A 22,970-nucleotide genomic window follows, 5' to 3' on the forward strand; every position below is an offset into this window, starting at 1 on the left:
GCAAGCCTCATTGCAAGTAATGGCGCATCACGCGCGGTGCGAGACGCTCGACGGCGCCCATTTTTTCGGCGATGCGCAGCAGGCGCTGGTCCAGTTGGCGTATCAGTTTCCCGGACGCCGATTCAACGCCCATCAGGTCCTTGACCAGCTCGAACTGGATGCGTGCACTGGCATTGCTGCCTTGGTCCACTGACGCGCCGAAACGCTGGGCCAGCACCAGACCTGAGGTCAGGGCGCCTTCATGGCCGCCATAGGAGAAGTCGGTTCCGCAGTACCAGATTCGTTCACGGCCTTGGATCGCCCTTATCAGGGAGCGCCGATGCAGGTCGAGTGGTCGCAGCTTGGGCAGCTTCCACTGCTTGCGCAGGATGACCTTGGATGGGTCCAGCACCATTTTCGGGTCGAACGTCACGTAAAGCGGCGTGGATGAGGGCTCGAAGTGGGTGACTACTCGGGTCAGGGTCCCCCAGGCATTGTTCGCCTCGGCCGGTGCGTCTGCGGCTTTGACGAAGACGCAGTAACTTTCGGGCGAGCCGTGGGCGACCGCTGCGCTGTCACTGTGCAGGATGGCTTCGACCGGAACATATTCGTACGCCCCGAGCAGGGTTGTCTGTTCGGGAGTGGGCGTCTCGAGCAGGCGCAGCGCCTGATCGGCGTGGTTCGCCAGTACAACCTGGTCGAAATCCTGTGATCCTGCAAACGTGCTGACCTCCACGCCCCGCTCGTGCGGACGGACAGCCGTCACTGGGGTATTCAGGCGCACCCGCGGGCCGAGCACGCGATGCATGATCTTCAGGTATCCATCAATCCCGCCTGTGGCCTTGCGCCAGTAAGCGGGTGAGAAGAACGACAGCAGGTTCATGTTGAAGGAGACCGCGCAGTACACCAGGCTGTAGTCCAGTGAGGGACCATTGCATCCGGAGTACACGGTCAACAGCGGGAGCAAGGCTTGGTGGACAAAGCTGGAGTCGTAGCCCCGCTCCCTGACGAAATCTCCCACCGACCAGCTCTTGTAGCGTTCCTGGTGGAGGCTGACCTCAACCATGTCCTGATGAAACCGATCGAATGCCTGTCGCAGCGCCGGACTCAATGCTTTGCCGGTGTGCTGGTTGCTCCATAGCTCGGAGGCGTCGGGGTCCAGGCAACTGAATGACAAGGGCGCGACGAAGGTTCCCACATCGAGCGCCTTGAGATGCGCCATCAAATTGGGTGCGAGCCGCTCCGTGAAGTATTCGACACCCATGTCGGCATGGATTAGCTTGCCCTCATGTATCAGGGTGTGGGTGAAAGCGTGGCCACCCAACTGCTCGCCCGCCTCGAACAGGGTGACCTGGTGCAGCGCGGCGAGATGCCAGGCAAGCGTCGCGCCTGCGGTCCCGCCACCAACGATAGCGATTCGTTGTGGTTTCATCGCGATGCCTCTTTCGATTGGTGATGGGCGTCTATGGCAGCGATAAGGCGCGTAAGTACCTGGCCCGGGCCCGGCTCGATGAAGTCGAGCAGTGAATAACGTTGCCTCAGCACTTGGATTGTCTGCAGCCAGCGCACCGGGCTGGTCAGCTGGAAAACGATTTCTTCGAGCAGATGGGTGTCAGGTACCGGTCCGCCATGGGTGGTGGAAATCAATGGACAGGTCCCGGTGCTGAAAGTGACCCGCTCCACATAGCGACTCAGGGCTACGCGTGCGGTTTCCATGTACCGGGAATGAAACGCCCCGCTGACATTCAGCTGCACCGCGCGCAGGCCGCGTTGTTGAAGGTCGTGTGCCGCGCGCTCGATGGCCTGGCTCGGACCGCTGAGCACGGTTTGCTCCGGCCCGTTCACGTTGGCAATGTCGAGACTGTCCAGCCCCTGTTCGAGCAGGCAGGCCTCCAGGCCCTGGGCGTCGATGCCCATCACCGCGAGCATCGCCCCGTCCCCGGCAGCCTTCATCAGCTGTCCACGCTCGATCACCAGTTTCAAGGTGTCTGCGAAACCGAGCCGGCCGCTGGCGTGGATGGCGCCGAACAGCCCCAGGCTGTGGCCAAGCATCAGGTCGGCTCGATCTATATCGCGGTCCTGGCGCATTGCCTCGAAGCTCATCGCGCTGACGACGAATACGGCAGGCTGCGTGAAAGCGGTGTCGGCAAGTCTGCCGGCATCTTCGAGCAACTCGGCTAGCCGCAGGCCCAGCAGTGTCTCAGCGATTTCGGTCATCTCGCGGAACCTGGGCAGAAGCTCCAGCCCCATTCCAGGAAATTGCGAGCCTTGGCCAGGAAAGACGATTGCCAGCGCGCCAGGTCGTTCAAAGTTCATGCAGCACCACCTTCGGGCGTGCCGCAGGCTTTTGCCCGCGCGCCACATCATGGGTTGGGTTCAGTGAAACCAAGCCTTGGATACGCAGAACCGGACTCATGTCCTGCGCAAGAAACTCGAAATCGTGGGTCACGCTCCGGGCGGTTTTTTCGCGTCGCTGGCAGCACACGTAGGCAATCGCCGCATGAGTGGACAGCCGCTCGACCTTCTCGGCCATCCAGGGTACCCAGGCCGGACCTGCCTCCCCGTCGTCGAGCAGTAGCGCGGTCTGCAGACCGGCGTCGATGATTGCGGGCGACAGTGGCATAGAGAAGCTGCGCGCGGGCAGCGCACTCGCCTGCACCTTGTCGTCTCCAACACAGGCCCAGCGCAGCAGGCGCAGTGAGTCACCGTAGCAATAGCCCATGCGTGCGAACTTCTGGTAGATCGCTGTGCGCTGCAGGTAATGGCCCGAGTCCAGCGTCCAAGGCTGCTGCTGGTCGTGGCTGTGCTGCTCCAGGGTGGAGGCGCTGGCGACAGTAGTGTTGGCGATGGTCACTACAAACCTATCCGCTGTCTGCTCCGTGCCGACGCAATCAAACGACTGGGCGCGGGCCTCGAATCGCACATCCATCAGTCCAGCGGTTGAAGTGTCAGCCAGCAGGCGTGCCAAGTAGTAGCCTGCCGGTACTATCGCCTGTCCGTCGATGTTGTGGTCGGCCAGCAGCGTGTCAAGGCTTTCGAAACCCGACTCCCGAGCCTGCACCCAGAGTGGCGTGCCGTCGAAGCAATATTCCGGCAGCTCGAGCGGTTCATCGGCTGCGAACAGGGCGTGCCAATCTGGCAGTGCACCACCCAGATAAGCCAGGCGAACGCTGTCCAGGTCCATGTCTTGCTGCTGGCCCGGCATGCGCATCGAGTTCATCGCGTTTGCATCACAACCCGCCACCGCAGTGCTTTCACCGTTACCACGCAGGTCTACCAACGATAGCGCCAACTGGCGGCGCAGATCCTGCGTCGAGTCGCTGCACAAGGCTAGGCGGTGGCGTAGGTGATCACGCTGGTGTGCAAGGCTGGAGGCCAGGCGTGGCAGAGGCACATCGTTTTGCTCCAACCATTGCAATAGCGCGATACGAGAGGCATCCAGTGCCTGAACACTATGGGCCGACAGCATGATCAGCTGTCTCGCCGATGTTGGATGTCTCGCCGGCCTCGAGGTCTGGATCGCAGAGCTCAGCAGCACGTGTGCGTTGGCACCTCCTGCGCCAAAGGACGACAACGCCGCGCGATAGGGTTGGTTATCGCGTGCAGGCCATGGCCTGGCATGGCGATTGACCATCAGTCCGGTCGCCTGAGGCTCCAGTAATGGATTGGCCGGGTGTGCATGCAGCGACGGGAGCAGTGTGCGATGACGCATCTGCAGCAGGATCTTCACTGCACCCGCCAGTCCGGCTGCCGACTCCAGGTGGCCGATGTGGCCCTTTATCGAGCCGATCGGCAGACGCGAGGTCTCCGTGCGTCCTTCGCCAAGCACCGCCGCCAGGCTCTTGAACTCGATCGGATCGCCGAGCGCGGTGCCGGTGCCGTGAGCCTCGACGTAGTCCAGTTGCGTCGGAGCCCACTTGGCCTTGTCCAAGGCCTCGCGAATCAGGCGGGACTGCGCCTGCGGGTTGGGTGCGCTGTAGCCGTTGGATTTGCCTCCGGCATTTAGTGCCGAGGCTTCTATCACCCCGTACAACGGATCCTCATCCGCCAGAGCCCGGTCGAGCGGTTTGAGCAGCATGGCGCACACCCCTTCGCCGTCGACGAAACCATCGGCGCCCTCGCCGAACGGTCGGCATACGCCCTCTAGCGAGAGCATGTGCAAGCGGCACAAGTCGTCGTACTGTCGAGGGTGTGCGATCACGTTCACGCCTCCGACCAGGGCCATGTCGCAGTCGCCTAGGCGCAACGCATTCACCGCAGTGTGCAGAGCGGTCAAGGAGGCAGAGCATGCGGTATCGACCGCCATGCTCGGACCGTGCAGATCAAAGTGGTATGACACCCGATTGGCGATCGACCAATGCAGTGATGTCGGCCTCGGGCCGTCGCTGTCTATCGGTGTCAGGTTGGCATAGCCGGTATTCATCACGCCGACGTACACGCCGGTTCGGCTGCCCTTGAGTCGCGATGCCGGATGAGCACCATGCAGAAATGTCTGGTACGCGGTCTCCAGGAACAACCGTTCCTGGGGATCCATCAGGGTTGCGTCCATTGGTGTGATGTTGAAGAACCCGTGATCGAACCTGTCGACGTCACTGAGAAATGCACCAACACCGGCATAGGTCGACGTTTGCATGTGCTCCCGGGGCCAGCGTGCGGGAGGTAACGGACTGCTCAGAGGCACGTCCTGCAGCAGTCGCTCCCAGAGCTGTGCGGTGTCCTCCGCACCCGGGAAACGTCCGCGGTAGCCGATGATGGCGATCGCTTGCGCCTGCGCTGGTTGATCGGTGCGCAGGTCAGCAGGCTGTGGTCCTTGCCCGGTCGTGGCGTGTGCATGACCCGCAGCTGTTACCTTGGCTTGCGCGCTCGTGGCGTGCTGGCCCAGATGACCGGCCAGTTGCGCGATGCTTGGGTATTCGAACAGCAAGGTCGCGGGCAGATAGCCGTAACGAGCCTGCATCGGCTTGATCAATTCCAGGCTGATCAGTGAGTCGATGCCGTAGCTGGCGAATGCAGCGTCATCGTCGAGTTCGTCGAGGGACATGTGCATGACCTTGGCGATGCTTTCACGCACGAAGTGCAGGGTGTCGGACTCCCCACCAGGCTGCGAGGCGATTGCAGGGGCGCTGCTGTCCGCAACCTTGAAGGCTTCTGGGTGGCACTGCTCCAGATAGCCCGCCAGGTCGGCGAGGGTGGGGTATTCGAAGAACAGCGTGGCTGGCACGTATCCGACCTTGTCTTTGAACGGCTTTACTAACTCCAACGCAATCAGGGAGTCGATCCCATAGTCCTTCAGTGCTCGCGTGGGGTCGAGGTCAGAAGGGGTCAGGTGCATGACCGAGGCGATCGCGTCCCGAGCGAACGCCATCGCCGAGCTCAAGCGCACCTCGTCGATGTTCGCGGCTGCTGCGCCCGAGGTTTGGCTGGCGCTGGCGGCAGGGGCCCTTTCGGCTGGCGCGCCTGCCGTGGCCGATACAGGAACGCGGGCGACGATCAGTCCTTGGGTTTGATTGCCGTGGTGCTCGGTGTTTTCGAAGCCGGTTTCGCGCAACAGCCGCTGCCAGGTGGCCGCGTCGAGCAATGGGCTTCCTTCTATTCGCTCGGGGCCGGTGTTGAGCCACCAGCCCTTGGTCAGGCCGAACGTCAAGGTTGCGTAGTGCTGCAGTGCCGTCACCTCGTTGAGCACGATTACGCCGCCTGGACGCAATGCGCGACGAATATTGCGCAGTGACTCGCGGATGTCGCGGGTGGCGTGGATCACGTTGGTCGCCAGCACGATGTCGAATGCGCCAAGCCATTGAGGAGGCTGTTCCACGTTGTAGATGCTGGCCTCGAAGCAGGGCTGGTCGAAGGTTCTTCTGGCCCGGTTGATGAAAGATAGCGAGAGGTCGGTGAAGCGGTACTGGCCTAGCCTGTGGCCCACGCGCGCCATCACTTGCTCGGTAGTGCTACCTGTGCCAGCGCCAATCTCGAGCACGCGAAGCGGCTGTTCAGTGCTGTCGGCCAGACGCTCGACGATGGTCGCCATGGTCTGGTTGTAATAGTCGGCCACGGGGTTGTTACGGTACACCCCCTCTACCCGGTCGAAGCTGCCATGGGGGAACAGCACCTCTAGCGGATCGGTCTTGCCTTGCAGGATCGAGGCGAAGTCGGCCATGCAGGCGTCCAGCAGATCAAGGTGCGCGCGCAGGTGGGCAAAGCGCTGCAACAAGCTGTGTCGATCCAGCGCCTGGGGCGCATCCTCTATGGCGCTCAGTGCCTGGGCCAGTGCTTGGTGGTGAGCTGCGATGTTGGTGGGAATGCCTATGCGATGAATGGCGCGACGGGCGTATTCATCCAGCGCCACGCTGGCCTGCTCGTTGCGTCTGACCCATTCGGCCTGATCATCAAACGGGGGGATTAGGCTTTGAAGTTCATCGACTGGCACGACGCCTGGGCTGTCGGCGGTTTCGAAGCCCATGGCCAACAGGGCTTGTGCGTTGGCCTTGAGCGCCATCACCTGGCGTTGGTCGCTGCTGATCAGGGCTTCGATGGTGGCGATGCCGTCTTCGGCTTCGAGTGAGCCAACCCCGACCTTTTCCATGCGTTCCCGATAGTAAGGCGCGGCCACCGCGCCGACACTGCCCCAATAACCCCAGTTGATGATCTTCGAAGGGATCTGGAAGGTCTCCTCAAGCAAGGCGGCCATGGCGTCCTTGACCGCGCAGGCGGCCGTGTAGGCGCCTTGGCCAGGATTGGCAAGGTGTGATTGGATCGAGGAAAAGAACAGCACGAAATCTACCGGATGCTGGCGCAGTGCTTGAATCAAACCATAGCTGCCCAGGAGCTTGGGCCGCAGATTGCGTTCAAGCTGGGCAGGCTGCAACGTGTCTAGGGTCTGGTCGTGCAGATCCATCGCAGAATGAATCACCGCGTCGAACGGGCCGTGCGCTTCGAAGATCGCCTCGAGCGCTTGAGGCACGCTGATGTCGCAGGAGCTATGACGCATGAGTTCATGCAGTTCGAAGTCGGGCGCAGACCTCGAGACCAGGTGCACCCGCGCCTGATGGCGCTCAACCAGATAGCTGGCAAGCATCCGTCCCAGACCGCCCGTGCCACCCAGCACCAGATAGTGCCCGCCTTTGCGCAGGGCCAGGCCCGATACGCTGCTGTTCAGCGATGCCCGTTTGAAGTGGCGGACGGCATAGCCGTCCTGAGTGATGTGCACCGGTGTCGCGGGGGCATGTGTGGGACGGTGGCTGAACGCGCGGTGCAAGGTGGCTACAGCGAAATCGCACAGGCTGAAGGCATTGATGCTCAGGTGGGGATACTCGCGACTGGCAGTCTGGGCCAGCCCCAGGCAGGTCGCATCCAACGGATAACGGACATCCTGCCCGGGTGGTCCTGCAAGGGCTCGGCAGGCAACCACATCGATCCGTGCGCGCTGTAGCCGGCTCAGAGTCTTGAGCAGATTCAGCACCGCCACTGTCACCGACGTTTGTGCCCCTTGTGCCCAAGGGCTGCGTACGATGATTGCGTAGTGATCACCGGGTGGCAGGTCAAGCGGCGCTTCGGTAAAGGTTCGCACCCTCTGCTCGCCCAGTAGTCCTGCCATTTCCTCTGCCAGCGACGGCTGTGTTGCTGGCACCAGAATCCAGTCTGGCACCGATTCTTGGGGCGAATGCGCGGTCATGGTGAATTGCCAGTCAGGCTCGAAGAGGCCAAGGCTTGGTGTGTCAGCGTTGCTGTTCATGCGCGTCTCCCAAAATGTTCCCGGAATAAGGCTTGATACCCAGGTCTATGAATTGCGCGATCACTCGGAAACGGTCATCGCAGAGCAGGATCTGGGTCCTGAAGTCGCTGGTCTTCTCCGTCAAGGCGTAGTAGGTGCCGGCCGGGCAGTCCACAGGTGCGCTCCAGACCAGTGCGCCCAGGGTGAATGGCAATACGGGTGTACTGCGGCTCTCCAGGGTCAAGGCCAATCCCGATTGCAATGCCCCGTCGAGCAACCCCCACTGCTGGATCGCTTCAGTGCCGTGGCAAATCAGGCGTGCGCATGCGAGCGGCCCTTGCCGATCAACCCAGATGACGCTGCGAAAATCCCTGCTGTACTCGATACCCAAGGCATCGAATGCCTCGTAAAGACGGGCAGCATCTATACGCCGCGCATCCGGCAGGCGTCCTTGGACCTCACGCAGGCGCTGCAATGCCTGGCTGGTCGGAGCCGGGTAATGCAGGTCGAACGAGAGCGTCCCGTTGACCAACGGTGTGTCGCCTGCCAGCAACCTGAACGTGCCATCGTCTGTAAGGGTCAGATCCAGCGCGCTATCGGCGGCGAACTGGCTGAGCGGTACGCGCCAGGTGATGTCCACCAGGCTCCTGTGCAAGGTATCGTGGCGGGCGAGACGTAACCCCCAATACAATGCGCATACGCCGGGTAGAACGCCTTGGCGGTTCACCTGATGGTCTTGGAAGACAGGGTGACGTGCGGTCACCTCCGAGGGGCGATCGTGGCAGGGCTTCAAGTTCAGCTGCAAGGTCGATGGCAGTGGGTAGCGATAGCTGCCATCGAAGCGATAAGTTGGCAAGCGTACTGGGAGTATCGAGGGGTCGAACAGTGACGGCTCAAGCGTGCCCCCCTGCAGGTAGTTGCTTGCTGCCTGTTGCAGTGCAAGGTCTTCGATTGCAGGTAGGGGATGGTCTTCGATGATGCATTCCAGGGCCTGAAGCAGGCTCTGGTGATCGTGCACCGCCACGGCAACGCGCGAGGCCATTGCGGTGCGATGCAATCCCAGGGTCTTGGTAATGGCAGCAAGACTCGCATCCGGATGTTCCGTCAGCCAGGTTTTCAGAGCCTTGGCCTGACGCTTGAGTGCTGGCGCATCGAATCCCGAGAGCACTGCAAGGCAGGGGGCTTGGTTTTGCATTCGTTCGTGGCTGGCGGGCCGTGAGGGAACGTTTTGCACCACCGCGTGTGCCCCGGAACCTCCAAAGCCATAACTGCAGACCCCGGCCCGGCGAATATCGCCGGCCTTGGGCCAGTTCTGGTTGCCGGCCTTGGCTAGTGCCGCACCCTCCAGTTTCACCCGCGGGTTCTCAGGGCCTCGCTCCGGGTTTGCCGGCACCATGGCTTCGGCGACGACCTTAACCGCCTTGATCAGGCCGAACAGTCCGGCAGCAGCCTCCAGATGGCCGAAGGCGGCCTTGGACGTGCCAAGGCAGATCGGTGCGTCGCCCCGAACGTGCATGCTGCTCAGTGCGCGACTGATGCCTTCGGCCTCGATGGGGTCGCCCAGGCGCGTGCCTGTTCCGTGGGTCTCGATGAATCCGACATCTGAGGTGCCGCCAAGGGAGCGATAAATACTTGCGATCATGTCAGCCTGGGCGCTGGCGCTTGGCGCGGTCAAGGATGCGGAGCGTCCGCAATGGCCGTCCTCGACCGCTGCCAGCAGCGCACACGGCCCCAGGCCGGGCAATGTCTCTCCGGCCCTACACAACAGCATGGCAAAAACGCCTTCGCCCCTGACATACCCGTTCGCAGCTTCGGCAAATGGGGAGCAGACACCGTTCGGTGAGAGGAACTGTCCTGCACGCAAAGCATCATCTGTGCGTGAATCGATCAGAAGATTCACCGCACCTACGAACGCCATGTCGCAGCGGCCCTGATGCAGATCGGCCGCAGCTCGGGCGAGTACGGTCAGACCGCTGGAGCAGGCCGTGTCGATCGTCACCGATGGCCCCCGCCAGTCGAATTGGTACGACAGCCGGTTGGCCAGGATGCTCGCCGAGGTGCCTGTCATGTCGTAGGCATGGGCCGTTTTTTGCCGCGCCGATACGACCGTGGCGTATTCGCAGCCTGTGGCCGCGATATAACAACCAACGCGCGCGCCGCGGTAGTCGTCGGGGACTAGGCCGGCATCTTCGAACGTCCGCCAGCACTCTTGCAGTAGCAGACGCTGGCGTGGGTCCATGTGCGCAGCCTCAACGGCCGAAATGCCGAAAAAAGAGGCATCGAAGCTGTCGATGTCATTCAGGTAGCCGCCCGGCAAGATGCTCGGCGAATCGGATCTGACGCATGGGGCTATGCAATTGCGCTGCTCCAGCATCGCTTGCCAAAGTTCATCGATGTCCAGCCCTGCCGGGCCGACGCCTGCCATCCCGAGGATGGCCAGCGGCGCAGCCTCAAACTGGGCTGCTGGTTTGGGACTGGAAAGTTCGCTTGGCGTTTCGGTATGCAATGCGTTGGCGATGGCGGTGAGACTGCTGAGTTCGTAAAAGCGATGCGGCGCAATATCCACTGCGAGTTCGTGGCGCAAGCGCTCTGCCAACAAGTTGAAGCCGATTGAATCCACACCCGCAGCGACCAGTGACTGATTGGGGTCTTGGACCTGTACACCCAATGTTTCGGCAATTAATCTGCGCAGCTCGGTGATTCCCTGCGACTCGCTGTCGCGGCTTGGACCGCTCTCTTGCTCATGCGCCGAGCGAGCCAGCGTCTGCAACTCGGCTTGCATCAGCCTGCGCAAATCGAGCTTGCCGTTGGGGGTGTGCGGCCACTGGTCCACCAATACATAGCGTGATGGGCAACGCTGCTCGGGTAGCCGAGATTCGACTTGTGCGCGCAGCGTTTCCACGTCGAATGGACGGCCTTGAGCCGGTCGAATGAATGCGCACAGGTAGGCGACAGGCTCCTCGCGCACCACACAGCAAGGCTCCACACCGGGTGCAAGGCGCCTGATCAGCGCCTCAGCCTCGGACAGCTCCACGCGATGGCCGCGTATCTTGACCTGAGAGTCCAGCCGACCGAGGTAGTCGATACGTTGCTCGCCCCAGGCTACAGCTCGATCGCCGGTGCGGTAGGCGCGATTGCTCTGCGCGCTGAATGGCTCGATGAAGTTGTGCTGCGGGGCCGGCGGCAGGTAACCCGCTCCGACCAACGATCCGCTGATGAGCAGTTCGCCGGGAACACCCAAGGCGAGCGGCTGCAATTGATCGTCCACGACCTGCAGGGCGGTGTTGTCCAGCGGATGCCCGATGCTGAGCGGCATGCCGCGGGTGACGCGCTGGCAACTGGCCCAGATGGTGGCCTCGGTAGGGCCGTAGACATGAAACAGCGTATGGCCTGCAGCCAGGACCCAGTCTGCCATTTCCTGACTCAGACGCTCGCCACCGCACAGTAGGGTGATGGGGCGTCGTGCCTGCCAGTCGGAGTCTTTCAACAGACGCAGGCTGGATGGGGTGAGCTGCAGGATTTCGATCCGATCTCGCTCGATACGATCGATCAGTTGTCGGCCACTGCGTCGTACAGGGTCGTCGGCCATCACGATGCAGCCGTTGCTGCACAGCGGTAGCAGTGCTTCTAGCAAGGAAATGTCAAAGCTGAGTGGAGTCAGCGCAATCCAGCGCGCACCCGGATAGCAGAACGGCATCGCGGCCATGGCCGTCAGGAAGGCTGCCAGATTGTCACGGCCGATCTGGATACCCTTGGGGACGCCAGTACTGCCTGAGGAAAACATCTGGTAGGCAATGGGGTCGATTTCTTGCGAAGACGATGTAGACGTTCCTGCCCCGGACATCACCTGTGTTTCGATGTTCAGGAGCACCGCTTGGGGAGCCGCATGGGCAAGACGGGCATGGGTAGAGCGATCGCACAGTACGTAGCTGATCTGGGTTCGGTGGATCAGATCGCTCAATGCTTCGTCGGGCAGGCCGGCCTCAAGTGGGGTGAAGCGAACGCCGTGCTTGAGCGCTGCCAGCAGTGCGATCGGCAGCCAACGGTTGCGGCCGATGCAGACCCCGACTTGGCTGACTCCTTGTTGCGCCAGGCGTACAACGGTGGCATCGATACTGCTGCGCAGTGCGCTGTAGGTCAGCTCACCATCGTCGTCAATTACCGCAATCCGTTCTGCCTCGGCCTGTTCCAGTGCGCACAGCATCTGCTCCAGCGAAACGGGAGGGATTCGTTGGCCTCGTTCGCCAGGCTCTGGTCGCTTCAGTGTTGCCAGCGCTGCGAAGGGCTGCTGCGTGTCCTCGAGCAGGTCGTGTAGGCTGTGTTGAAACTGTTCTGCGAACTGCGCGAACCAGCGCGGCGTGCTGCGTTCGTGACTGGCTTCCAGGCGCACTTGCAGACATCCTCCGGCCATCGAGCACACGGCGGCCAGATCGTACGGTCCACCTGCGCATGGCAAGGCACGAACTTCGCAGACCTCGCCTATCGTTGGGGCGGTCGGTGTAAGCAGCCCAGGCGACTCATTGATGACGACATTGCCTGCGCTCCCCGCCGGGAACTGAGCCAGCAGCTCGTTCCATGGTGTGTGCTGGAAGGGACGGATGCGTCGACGTGTTTCGCCAATGTGTTGCAACAGTGTGTGAGCGTCTGAACAGGCATCCACGTCGACAGGCAGAGGAACAAGGTTGCTGCAGGTCCCTGCGTCGGGGCCGCCAGGCACTTGTACTGTATGGCACAGCATTATCTTGGCGTTCTGCTCCCAAGCCCGCAGGTAGCGGGCAAGGGTCAGTGCCATGGCCGCGCAGGTCAGGCGAAATCCGCTGGTTTGCAGGGTGTTGCACTGATCGGGGGTGACCCGGCTCAAGGTCATTGTGGCTGTCCTGACCTGACCTGACCGGGGGCCTGAGGCAGGCGGCATCATCGGCAGGGATTGCTCAAGGGTGTAGCCGCCGAGCAGCTCGCTCCAGAAACCTGCAGGCGCCGGTGTGCGTGGGCCGGCTGCGGGGCAGGGCACCGGCGTGCGGCCGGCGTAGCATTCGCTAAGGGCTGCCAGAAAGCGCTGTAGACTCACGCCGTCCATCACCAGGTGGCTGAAGAGGCAGTCCAGGTAGCACTGCCCGTCCTCAAGTGTCTGCAGGACGAAGCGATAGTGCCTTGAGTGGCCCTGCGTCAGGGATTGCAATGGTTGCGGGCAACTATCGTACTCCAGCACCTCAGGGCTGAGGGCCAGGCGCTTGCTGAGCAGCGTGCCGTTGTTGAGCAAAAACGTATTGCGCAGGCTGGCGAAGGGCCCGGCCAGCAACCTATACAGTGCATGGTCCAGAAGCTGGACATCCACCGATGATGCCAGCGCGAAGCGGTAGCTCAATATCAGTCCCGGATCGCCGGCATGCGTCTGGCTGCGGTGCCAGATCAGCGTTTCTTCTGGTGTGGCAGGACGGGAATCGGCAATGAGTGTGTCCATTCAAGCTACCTGAGTGACGTTGGCGGAGGGCTTGCTGACGTGTAGCCAGTCGAGCAACGTTCGGTTGACGAGCGTGGCGTGTGTCAGAGGCGAGAAGTGACCGGCATCGGCAATCTCCAAGAACCGTGCCTTTTCGAGCTGTCGCAGCGGCATGACGCACTGGGCCTGGATCACATTGTCCTGAGCGCCGTGGATGACCAGCAGCGGCACGTTCAGATCTCCCAATGCCTCGCGGATGTCGAATGTACTCAGCGCATTAATGTAGGCACCCAGGCTCCTGAGGTTCAGGCCCGCGCCGATCCGTGAGGCGACGCTGCCGTTACCCGGTAGAATTTGGTCGAACATCTCGCCGCGCCCCTCCAGTTCACTTTGCGCTTGCAGAGTGTCTTCCAGGATCGTCTCGCCGAACCACGGCGCGGCACTGATCACCGTGATGGGCCCTACGCAGGGCGAGTGTTGGAGCGCAGCATGCAGTGCCACGCAGCCTCCAAGCGACCAGCCGATGCACGGGACTGGCTGACCCGTCACGGACAGTTCCTCGCACAATTGCGCCAATTGCGCAGCGACCCTACCCAGATCGATCTCTGGGGTATCGGGCTGTACTGCGTCATGCAGCGGCAATTCGACGATGCAAGGATTCCAGCCATCACGACGCAGCATGGGCAACTGCTGCACCCAGATTCTGGGTGAGGCATTGAGCGGGCTGACCAGTATCACAGGCGGCAAGTTGCCTGCCTGGTCCAGCACTGTCAGGCCGCTGCGGGTCTGACGCCGGCGCAGGCCCAGTGGCAGGTCGGTCGCCGCTTGGTCAGCTACCCGGCCCGACTGCGCCGCACGTTCGATCAGCGTGGCCAGTTCGGCAAGAGTGCTTGCGGCAAAGGCCTGTTCGACAGCTATCTTCCCGCTCCGTTTCTGGAAGGGTGCCAGCAGTTGCAGTACCGTCAGGGAGTCGAGCCCAAGGCTGGACAGCGGAGCTTGGCTATCGACCTCTTCGAGTCGGTAGCCGCACAGCTGCGCCAGGCGTTGGCGCAGTTCCTCCAGCACGTTGGCGGATCCGCCAGCGTTGTCCTGGTCTGTGGCTGTGCTTGGCAGGCCAGGCCAGAACGCGCGGCGGGCGAAGGGGTAGGGGGGCACATGGATGGCCTGGGATACTCCGATGCGGGTAGCCATGCCTTGCAGCCAGCGAGCAGCGACGCCGTCGGGTCGACGAGTGCTGGCGGGCAGCTCTTGGTAGTCGCGAGCGACAACCACCCCTGTCGGAGTCGAGCGCCCCCATCGCGCCAGAGCATCGACCACTTGGTCGACCTGCTCCGCGCAGACCACCGCCCGCACGGCCTGAGGCGTTCTGGCGGCACAACTGGCACACACTTGTGCATATGACAGTGTGCCTTGGGCGAGAAATCGGGCCAGCAATAGTGCCGTTCTTTGTAGTCCGGCCTCACTGGCGGCGCTGATGCACAGGCCTTCGATATCGACCTGTACAGCGCTTGCGCTGCCTGGCTTGTGCAACAACACATGGGCGTTCACACCGGTGAAGCCGAACGCGCTGATGGCGATGCCGGCACCGGGCGGCAGCGCATGTGCGGTGTGCGGGGATGATACCGGCATGATGTCGTGCCAGTGCGAAGAAGAGGATGGCCTCAGCAGCGGCCCGGGTATCTGCTGCCTGTCCAGGGCCAATAGAGCCTTGAGCACGCTGAGTAGCCCAGAACTGACCAAGGTATGACCGAAGATCGTTTTGTTCGCTCCAAGGTATCGCAGCCCTTGTCCCTCGAGCTCCCCGTAGGTCTGCGCCAACGCCTTGGCTTCGAGCGGATCGCCCACTGGGGTTCCTGTACCGTGGGTCTCGATCAGGGCAATGTGCTCAGGTCCTTGCCCACCTTGTCGTCGCGCATCCTCCCAGGCTGCACGGATGACCTCGGTTTGCCCGCTCACACTCGGCGACATCAGGCCATTGCTGCGACCATCGTGGCCAACAGCACTGCCATCGAGCTGCGCAAGCATTGCCAGCCCCAGGTTCTGGGCCACCTCTTGGGTGGTCAACAACAGCGCTCCGGCGCCCTCGGCGGGTGCGAAGCCGTCAGCGCGTTCGTCGAATGCAAGACAGTGCCCGGAGGCAGAGAGCACCTGGCTTGCCTGTGCTAGGCGAAAAACTTCATCGGTGCAGAACAGCGTCGCTGCGCAGACGATAGCGGCATCGCACTCGCCACTGCGTAACGCCATGGCGGCTTGGTGTAGTGCCACCAGGAAGGATGAGCAGGCGGTGTCGATCGAAAGCACAGGTCCCGGCAGGTCGAAACAGTAGGCGATACGACCGGCCAAGGCGGAGAACGCATTGCCGGTGAAAGCCGCAGCACTGATTGCTTGCTCGCTGTGTGCGCTGAGTACGTGGCGGTAGTCGCCCGGCAGCCCGGTGGCGAATACGCCGCAACGCAGTGTCTTGAGCTCGGTCAGGGTCAGTCCGCTGCACTCAATGGCGTGCCAGGCCTGCTCCAGGGAAAGCCGTTGCTGCGGATCGACGCAGACCGACTCGTTGGGCGAGAGATGGAAGAAGCCATTGTCGAAGGCGTCGATGTCCCGCAGAAACCCACCCTTGAAGCTCCCGGTTCGTTTGTGCTCACCCATGACGCCGGTTTGCGGTTTGCCGCTCTCGAGCACTGCCCACAGTTCGTCGAGCGATGCCGCACCTGGGAAACGACCGGCGGCACCCACGATCACCGGTGTGCGTCCAGTCTTGGAGCGAGGGTTTTCTTTTGGCGTTGTCCGTGTTGTGGTCGAAGGTTCGATGCGTACTTGAAGCAGTTTCAATAGCTCGCGCAGCGAGGCGGCCTCAAACAGGTCCGCCGTGCGGCAGGGCACTGCGAAGCGTTGGGTAATGGCCTTCGCCAGCTGCGCCGCGAGGATCGAATCGACGCCACGTTCGATGTAGGGTTCGTCTGCTTCGAGCGGCTCGACTTCGAGCAGCGCATCGGCGAACAGTTTCTGCAGGGCCGATAACGATAATGCGTCAGGGTGAGTCATGAGGCCTCCAGGTCTGCGGCGGTTTCGAACCAGTAAGGTTTGCTGTCGAAGGCATAGCCAGGTAGCGAAATGCGTCTGCCGGGGCCCTTCAGGTAAATGCGTCTGAGCGTGTCGCGGCCCTGCAGGTAAGCTGACGCAAGCTCGGTGACGACGCTGTTGTCGAGCTCCAGCAGCGGCCCTTCGTTGACGTGACTCCTGAGGGCTTGGGGCTCGACGTAGTGCAAGGCCGCGCTGCTCAACTGCTCGATCAATGAGGGCAGATCCATGGCGCTTACCACCAGTCGGTGCTCGAAGCTTTCACGCCCTATTGCCAAGGTCCGGGCCACGTCTGCCAGGGGCAGGTGCGGGTTGCTGCGCAGATGCTCGATCAGTTCATCGCGCATGCGTTCAAGCGATTCCTTGGTTCTGGCGCACAGGCCTACCAAGTGCAGTTGCCCAGGTTGTGCCGTGACTTGTTGTGTCGGTGCATCGGCCTGCGTTAGCACCACATGCGCATTGGTGCCGCCAAAGCCGAAGGAACTGATGCCTGCGACACGGTCGTTTGACCGCCAGGGCTGCTTTTCGGTGAGCAGTGAAAAAGGCGTGTCCTGTAGGTCGATTTCCCGATTTTGCTGACGGAAGTTCAAGTTGGCAGGCAGCCAGCCGGTCTCTATCGCCTTGATGACCTTGACCAAGGCCGGTACGGCTGCTGCAGGTTCCAGGTGGCCCGTATTGGTCTTGACCGCTCCGACCAGCACGCTTGCCGGTGGCTTTGCGGGGGCTTGCTGGGCGATGAAGGCACTCAGGGCTTGCAGCTCTATCGGGTCACCAAGGCGCGTACCGGTGCCATGCGCCTCGATGTAGCCCAGGCGCTCTGCCAACTCGGGCGTGTACGCCGCCAGCAACAGATCACACTGGGCGTTCGGGTTGGGGGAAGTCAGCGAATTGGCACGCCCCCCGTGATTGACCTGGCTGGCGACGATCCGCGCTCTGATGTTGTCGCCATCGCGCACCGCATCGGCGTAGCGCTTGATGAGGAAGGCGCCACACCCTTCACCGCGCACATAGCCATCAGCCGATTCATCGAACGTGGCGCAGCGAGCGCTCGCCGACAACACACCCATGCTGGCGGCCGCGTGGGTTACGACCGGGTCGATCATTAGGCTGACTCCGCCACACAGTACCGTATTGCACTCCTGTTCCTGCAGGGCCTTGATGCCGCGATGCAAGGCGACCAGTGTTGACGAGCAAGCGGTGTCGACCGTTTCGCTGGGGCCACTGAAACCGAATTGGTAGGACACCCGGTTGGAGAGCATCGCATGAGCGTTGCCCGTGGCGGCGAAGGGATGTTTTGAGCGACCCCACAGCTGCAGCAGCACCTGGTAGTCGTTGAACTGCACGCCCGCGAAGACACCGGTGCGGGTGATGTCGCCTGGTCGATAGCCCGCGTCGAGGCAGGCGTTGTATGCCGTTTGCAGGAACAGTCGATGCTGGGGATCCATCAGCATCGCCTCACGTGCCGAGAGACCAAAGAAGCGTGCATCGAAATGCTCGATATTCCGCACTGCACCGCCGTAGAGGTCCTCCTCGGGCCAGCGCGTCATCGGCACGATGGCGCTGCGCCCATGCAGGAGCGAGTCCCAGAATGTCTCGACAGTGTCCCCACCTGGCAACGTGGCGGCCATACCGATGATGGCATAGCCTGTGAGCGATTCATCGGGATGGCCGGCGTCGGGTGCTCTGCTCGTGCTCAGGTCTTGTGTGTCGGATGCCCGTTGGCTGTCGAGATAGTGGACCAACTGACTCGGGGTGTTGTAGCGAAACAGGGCGCTGGCGGCCATAGGCACCGAGAACCGAGCCTGTACGTTTTTCGCCAGTTCTTGTAGGCCGACCGAGTCGAGCCCCATCTCGCCCCAACGCGCCTCAGGATCAATCCTCTGCGCAGGAATGGCGGTGAGCGTCTCGAGCAGTTCGTTCACTGCCTCACGCAATGCATCAGGTGAGTTCGACTCGCAAGCCCGATTGCCTGCGGGATCTTGGCGAGGTGGTGCGAGCAACCGTTCGGTGATGCGTCCGGTATCGCCGCCAAGTACCGCCACCGCCCACACATCTGCGGCCAGTGCTGAGGGCAGTCGCAGCACCAGATCTACCCCAGTGTTCGCTTCAAGGGGCTCGAGCCCGGTTTCATGTGTCATGAACTGAAGGGTCTGGGTATCGACTTGCATGCCAGTGTCTTTCCAGAGCGGCCATGCGACGCTGAGGGTGCGGCCATGGCGCTGCCCGAGCGCCACCGCACGGCTGCGCGCCTGGGCGAAACCATCGAGCCAGGCGTTAGCGTAGGCGTAGTCGGTCTGCCCTGCGTTGCCGAATGCCGCAGCGATTGAAGAGAACAGCATGAACAGGTCCAACGGGGCCGAGCCGATCGCTTCGTCCAGCGCCAGGGTGGTCTCGATCTTGCTGCGTGCGACTTGTTCAAAGTCTTCGAACGCCTTGTCGGTCAGTACCCCATCGCGCAGCACGCCGCTCGCGATCAGCACACCGTTCAGTGGGCTCATTTGGGCGAGCAATGCCTTGGCTGCCCCGACGTCTGCCAGGTCAGCGCTGTAGTAGCGAACCGTCCCGCCCTGCGCGCTCATTTGTTGGCACTCATGCCTGATGTGCGCGCTGTCAGGTCGCCGTCCTACCAGGCTGATATGGGCACCGAAGTCACTCGCCAGTCGGCGAGCGACGGCTTGGCCGATTCCGCCGAAGCCTCCGGCGATCAGGTAATGTCCGCCCTGACGCCATAGCGTCGGGGGTGCGACTGGCAACTCTATCGGGCGCCATTGCAGGCGTTGGCTTTGCGTGCCCTGCAGACGTTCGTGCACGTGGCCGCTGACTGGTATGAACGCTAGGCGTGCCAAGGCCTGCTGGAGAACATTGGGGTGCGCCAGCGAACCGCCGAGCTGCAGTGACAAGATCCTCAGCTGCGGTTGTTCCTTGCAAAGACTGCGCAGCAAGCCGACGAGACCTGCTTGGGCATCGGGTTCGTTTGGCAGACAGACCATCAGTGATCTTGGGCCTTGCAGATGAGCAATGGCTTGGAACAGTGCCCAGTGCAGCGCGCGTTGGGTAGGCTCCTGCGCGATAGGGGTACTCGATGTGTTGCCTAGGGCAATGACGATGGGATGCTCTTGCGGGATGTCGTCGAGTGCGCGCTTGCAGGCTTGTACGAGGTTGGTGGTACGGGGGGCACCGCAGGACGATGTTGGCGCCGGGTCGACCGGGTGCAGCACGACGATCCGATGCCCATGGCCTCGGAGTTGTCGATCCAGCTCCGGATCGACAATTAAGGTGAAGGGGCTGGTGAACGTGCGCGTTGTCTCGGACGCATTGGACGTGAAGTCCGCAACTGCGAGCAGAAGCCTATCATCGGTTTCTGGTGGTGGATTCAAGCTTTGTGGTTCGTGTGATACACGTAGTTCATTGGCCCACAGTGGTATTTTCTCGAAAGGATAACTCGGGAGGTCGAGCATCTTGCCCGGTGGGTTGTGGTGCCGCCAGTCGATGCTTTCCCCTGCCTGAAAGCGGCTGGCTGCCTGCTCGAGCTGAGCGCTGAAGGTCGCTTGGTGCGCAGTCGACGATGCCAGTGCGTTGGCCAGGTCATCCAGGTCGGTGACCAAGGCGCAGAACCTGTAGCGCATTGCCGGACGGGTCACGTTTAACGTGTAGGCGACGTCCTCCAGGCACAGCCCCTCCTGCTTAAGCAGGTAGTCGAGGATGGCGGCCTTGAGCGCATTCAACGACGCTTCACTTTGCGCGCTGATGGCCACTGCCATGGGTACGGCGTCATGTCGTGCCGGTGCATTCACCTGCGGCGGCATGTATTCGCCCACGATGACATGGGCGTTGGCACCACCAGCGCCGAAGCTGCTTAGACCGGCGTAGCGACGCTGGCCGTCAGGTGTGTTCCAAGGCACAAGTTCGGTCTGCGGACGAACTGTTCCCTCACCGACGGGTATCAATGGATTGGCGATGTCGCAACCGATCGTAGGGGCGAGCGAGCGGTGACGAAGTTGCAACACGATCTTGGCCAATCCCGCCAGACCGGCGGCAGGCTCCAGATGGCCGATATTGCTTTTGATCGATCCTACGGCGCAGTGCCCGTAATCACGTGCCCCATATATGCCGTTCAGCGCTTCGATCTCGATCGGATCTCCTAAGCGAGTGCCGGTGCCATGCGCCTCGATGTAGGTGATGTCGTGTGCCTGGCGGTCGGCATCGCGCAGTGCGGCTTCGATGACCTTGGTTTGCGCTGCTGCCGAGGGTACCGTGAAGCCGCTGCTGCGCCCGCCTGCGTTAACCGCGCTACCATGGATGACCGCATGGATGCGTGCGTCGGCATCGATTGCCTCCTGCAAGGGCTGAAGGACGAAGACCACGTGCCCTTCACCTGGGACATACCCGTCTGCCTGTGCCCCGAAGGTATGACAGCGGCCCGTCGGGCTGAGGAATTTGCCCTGGCTGAGCACCCGATATTTATGTGGGCTGACCATGATATTGGCTGCGCCTACGATTGCCTGCCGGCACTCGCCGCGGCGCAGTGCTGCGATGGCCAGATGGAGGGCCGTCAGCGATCCTGAGCACATGGTATCCAAGGTCAGCGATGGCCCACGGAAGTCAAAATGATAAGAAAGCCGGTTGGCCTGGGCAGAGAACGAGGTGTCGATGGGCTGGGACGCTTCCAATTGCTGGTAGTGTCCGTACATCGCTGCGATGAAAACCCCTACGTCAGGAGTCGGCGCGGCGAAGAATCCTGAGTTTTCCAGCGCATGGTGAGTCGTCTGCAGCAGTTTGCGCTCGGCTGGGTCCATGCGCTCGGCAGCTTTGAACGTGGTTTGGAAGAACAGCGGGTCGAACATCTCGACATTGTCGATGAAGCCGCCATGGCGGGCATAGCTACGGCCCGCGGCGCTGGCATCGCTGTCATAGAACGCGCGCCAGTCCCAGCGTTCCGATGGGACGGGGCGCACTGCCAATCGCGCTTCTGCCAGCAGCGGCCACAATTCTTCCATGCTGGTAGCACCTGGAAAAGAGCCCGCCATACCGACGATGGCAATATCCTGCGCCCGCCAGTGCGGCTCGTCCTGGGTGTGAGCGCGCACATGTGGGGAGGGGGCTCGCCAAGTGAGCTCGGGAGGGGACTGGGGGGCCACCGCGGGCTCGGGCTGCAGTCCAATGGTTGCCGCGCGAGCCTCTATGTAGGCCGATAGGCTCGAGATACTCGGGTACTCGAACAGGATGGAGCGGGGGACTCTAGTGACCATGCCTGCCTCGGCCAGGCGGCGTTCGATCTCTGCGGCAATGCTGATCGCCGCGACTGAGTCAGCGCCGTGATCCAGCACGTTTTCAGCCTCTGCGAGATTTTCCAGGCCAGTAAACTTGGCAATGGCTTGGCGCACCAGCAGCTTAGTATCCAGCGTTGGCGCGCGACTGGCTTTCGCCGCTTGTCGACCGGAGGCTGCCTCAGTCAGCAGCCTGCCAGCGTAAATCAGGGCGTCGGCGCAGCGGGCGGCAAGCAGCTCATCCATCGCCGCCAGGGCTTTGTCAGGGGCCATAGGCAACAGCAGTCCGCGGTCCTGGCCCATCGCCATACCGCTCACATCCCAGATACCCCAGCCGATGGTTGACCAGCCCGTATGGCCTTGCAGGCATTGCCGCTCAGCCAGAGCATGCAGGTAGGCGTTGGCTGATGCGTAGGCCGTCTGTCCGGCCAGACCGACGGTTGCTGATAGCGAGCCGAACATGACCACGCGGCGTATTGCCATCTCGTTCTGCAGATGCGCAAGGGCAAGGGCCGGCGCGATCTTGGTCTTCATGACCTTTTCCAAAGAGGGAGTCGTCTGCGATTGGAAAAGGCCATCTTCCAGATGACCGGCGAGGTGAAAGACGGTGTCCACCCAACCGTAGCGTTCATGGAGCGTCGAAAGCGTCTGTCGCAGGCTCTCGGTGTCCGTCGCATCGCCTTGGAAGTAGCCTGAGCAACCCAGCGCTTTCAAGCGCGAGCGTCGTTCATCGCTCAAGGGCGAGCGGCCCATGACGAAAACCGGTTGCTGGCCGACGATATGTTCCAGCAGGTGCTGGCCGATGCCACCCAAGCCGCCGATGATCAGCGCCGGCCCGTCCTGGCTTCTGGGTTCGTTCGCGAGCGGCGTTACTTGTTGGTGCAGATGAGCCACTAGGCGCTTGCCACCCTCGACTCGCAGGCGCCGAAGCCCTTCCTGCTGCATTAGCCCGCAGATGGTGAGTGACTGTGCCAGGCTCGCATCGCTTTCCAGCCAGGTGTGAGCCAGTTGTTCGGTTTCGCAGCGCAGGGATTGCAACAAGCCGTGCGCAGCAGCTGCGTCGGCGTTGGCGATACCGCTGAAAAGCAAAAGCTTCAGAGGCGTGCCCGTCGCCAGCAGCGCGGCGATGATGCGATGAATCGACTCAAACTGGCTTTGCGCCAGCTGCCATGGGCCAGAGGTTTCGGTTTCGGATACAGCCACCAGCACAGTGTCGCCCGCCGCGAGGGCGCTGCCTGCGATCCGGTCGGCATCGATCGGAATGCAGCCGTCGGGGGTATCGCAGTGTTGGCCATCTGCTATTGCAAGCCACGTTCTACCGGTCGAGGCAGGGCTGCAAGATTCGGCAGACCATACGATTTTCGCGGTGTGGCAAGTCGAACGCTCATCGGATTGCATGGCATTGCCTTCTGGCTGCGGGCGGGAACAGGGATGCTAGGGCAGTGGCCAGATGCAAGAAATTACAAGAATTGGTAGGTGATTAATCGTGGCGTCTATT

6 protein-coding genes are annotated in these 22,970 nt (G+C 62.0%); all 6 read right to left on the reverse strand.

Annotated features, from left to right (window positions below; translation table 11 throughout):
• Window positions 1–7: 7 nt before the first annotated feature.
• The 6 genes from RYC18_RS08395 to RYC18_RS08420 are packed head-to-tail and all read right to left on the reverse strand — an operon-like array spanning window position 8 to window position 22,870.
• The gene (locus RYC18_RS08395) at window positions 8–1,411 is read right to left on the reverse strand and encodes an FAD-dependent oxidoreductase (protein WP_024684159.1); all 1,404 of its coding nucleotides are present in this window, start codon (window positions 1,409–1,411) and stop codon (window positions 8–10) included.
• Complete coding sequence (locus RYC18_RS08400; protein ID WP_316885143.1) at window positions 1,408–2,295, reverse strand: ACP S-malonyltransferase; 888 nt, start codon at window positions 2,293–2,295, stop codon at window positions 1,408–1,410. Before RYC18_RS08400 ends, RYC18_RS08395 begins: the two co-directional genes overlap by 4 nt.
• Complete coding sequence (locus RYC18_RS08405) at window positions 2,285–7,708, reverse strand: beta-ketoacyl synthase N-terminal-like domain-containing protein (protein WP_316885145.1); 5,424 nt, start codon at window positions 7,706–7,708, stop codon at window positions 2,285–2,287. The genes RYC18_RS08400 and RYC18_RS08405 overlap by 11 nt, the downstream gene beginning before the upstream one ends.
• Window positions 7,692–13,148, reverse strand: a complete 5,457-nt coding sequence (locus tag RYC18_RS08410) for a beta-ketoacyl synthase N-terminal-like domain-containing protein (protein WP_316885147.1) — start codon at window positions 13,146–13,148, stop codon at window positions 7,692–7,694. Before RYC18_RS08410 ends, RYC18_RS08405 begins: the two co-directional genes overlap by 17 nt.
• Window positions 13,149–16,169 (reverse strand): alpha/beta fold hydrolase, encoded by a 3,021-nt coding sequence (locus RYC18_RS08415; protein WP_316885149.1) that lies wholly within the window; start codon window positions 16,167–16,169, stop codon window positions 13,149–13,151.
• The gene (locus RYC18_RS08420; RefSeq protein ID WP_316885151.1) at window positions 16,166–22,870 is read right to left on the reverse strand and encodes an SDR family NAD(P)-dependent oxidoreductase; all 6,705 of its coding nucleotides are present in this window, start codon (window positions 22,868–22,870) and stop codon (window positions 16,166–16,168) included. The genes RYC18_RS08415 and RYC18_RS08420 overlap by 4 nt, the downstream gene beginning before the upstream one ends.
• Window positions 22,871–22,970: the final 100 nt, after the last annotated feature.

This window comes from Pseudomonas syringae group sp. 247E2 (assembly GCF_032587795.1).
Lineage (GTDB): Bacteria > Pseudomonadota > Gammaproteobacteria > Pseudomonadales > Pseudomonadaceae > Aquipseudomonas > Aquipseudomonas amygdali.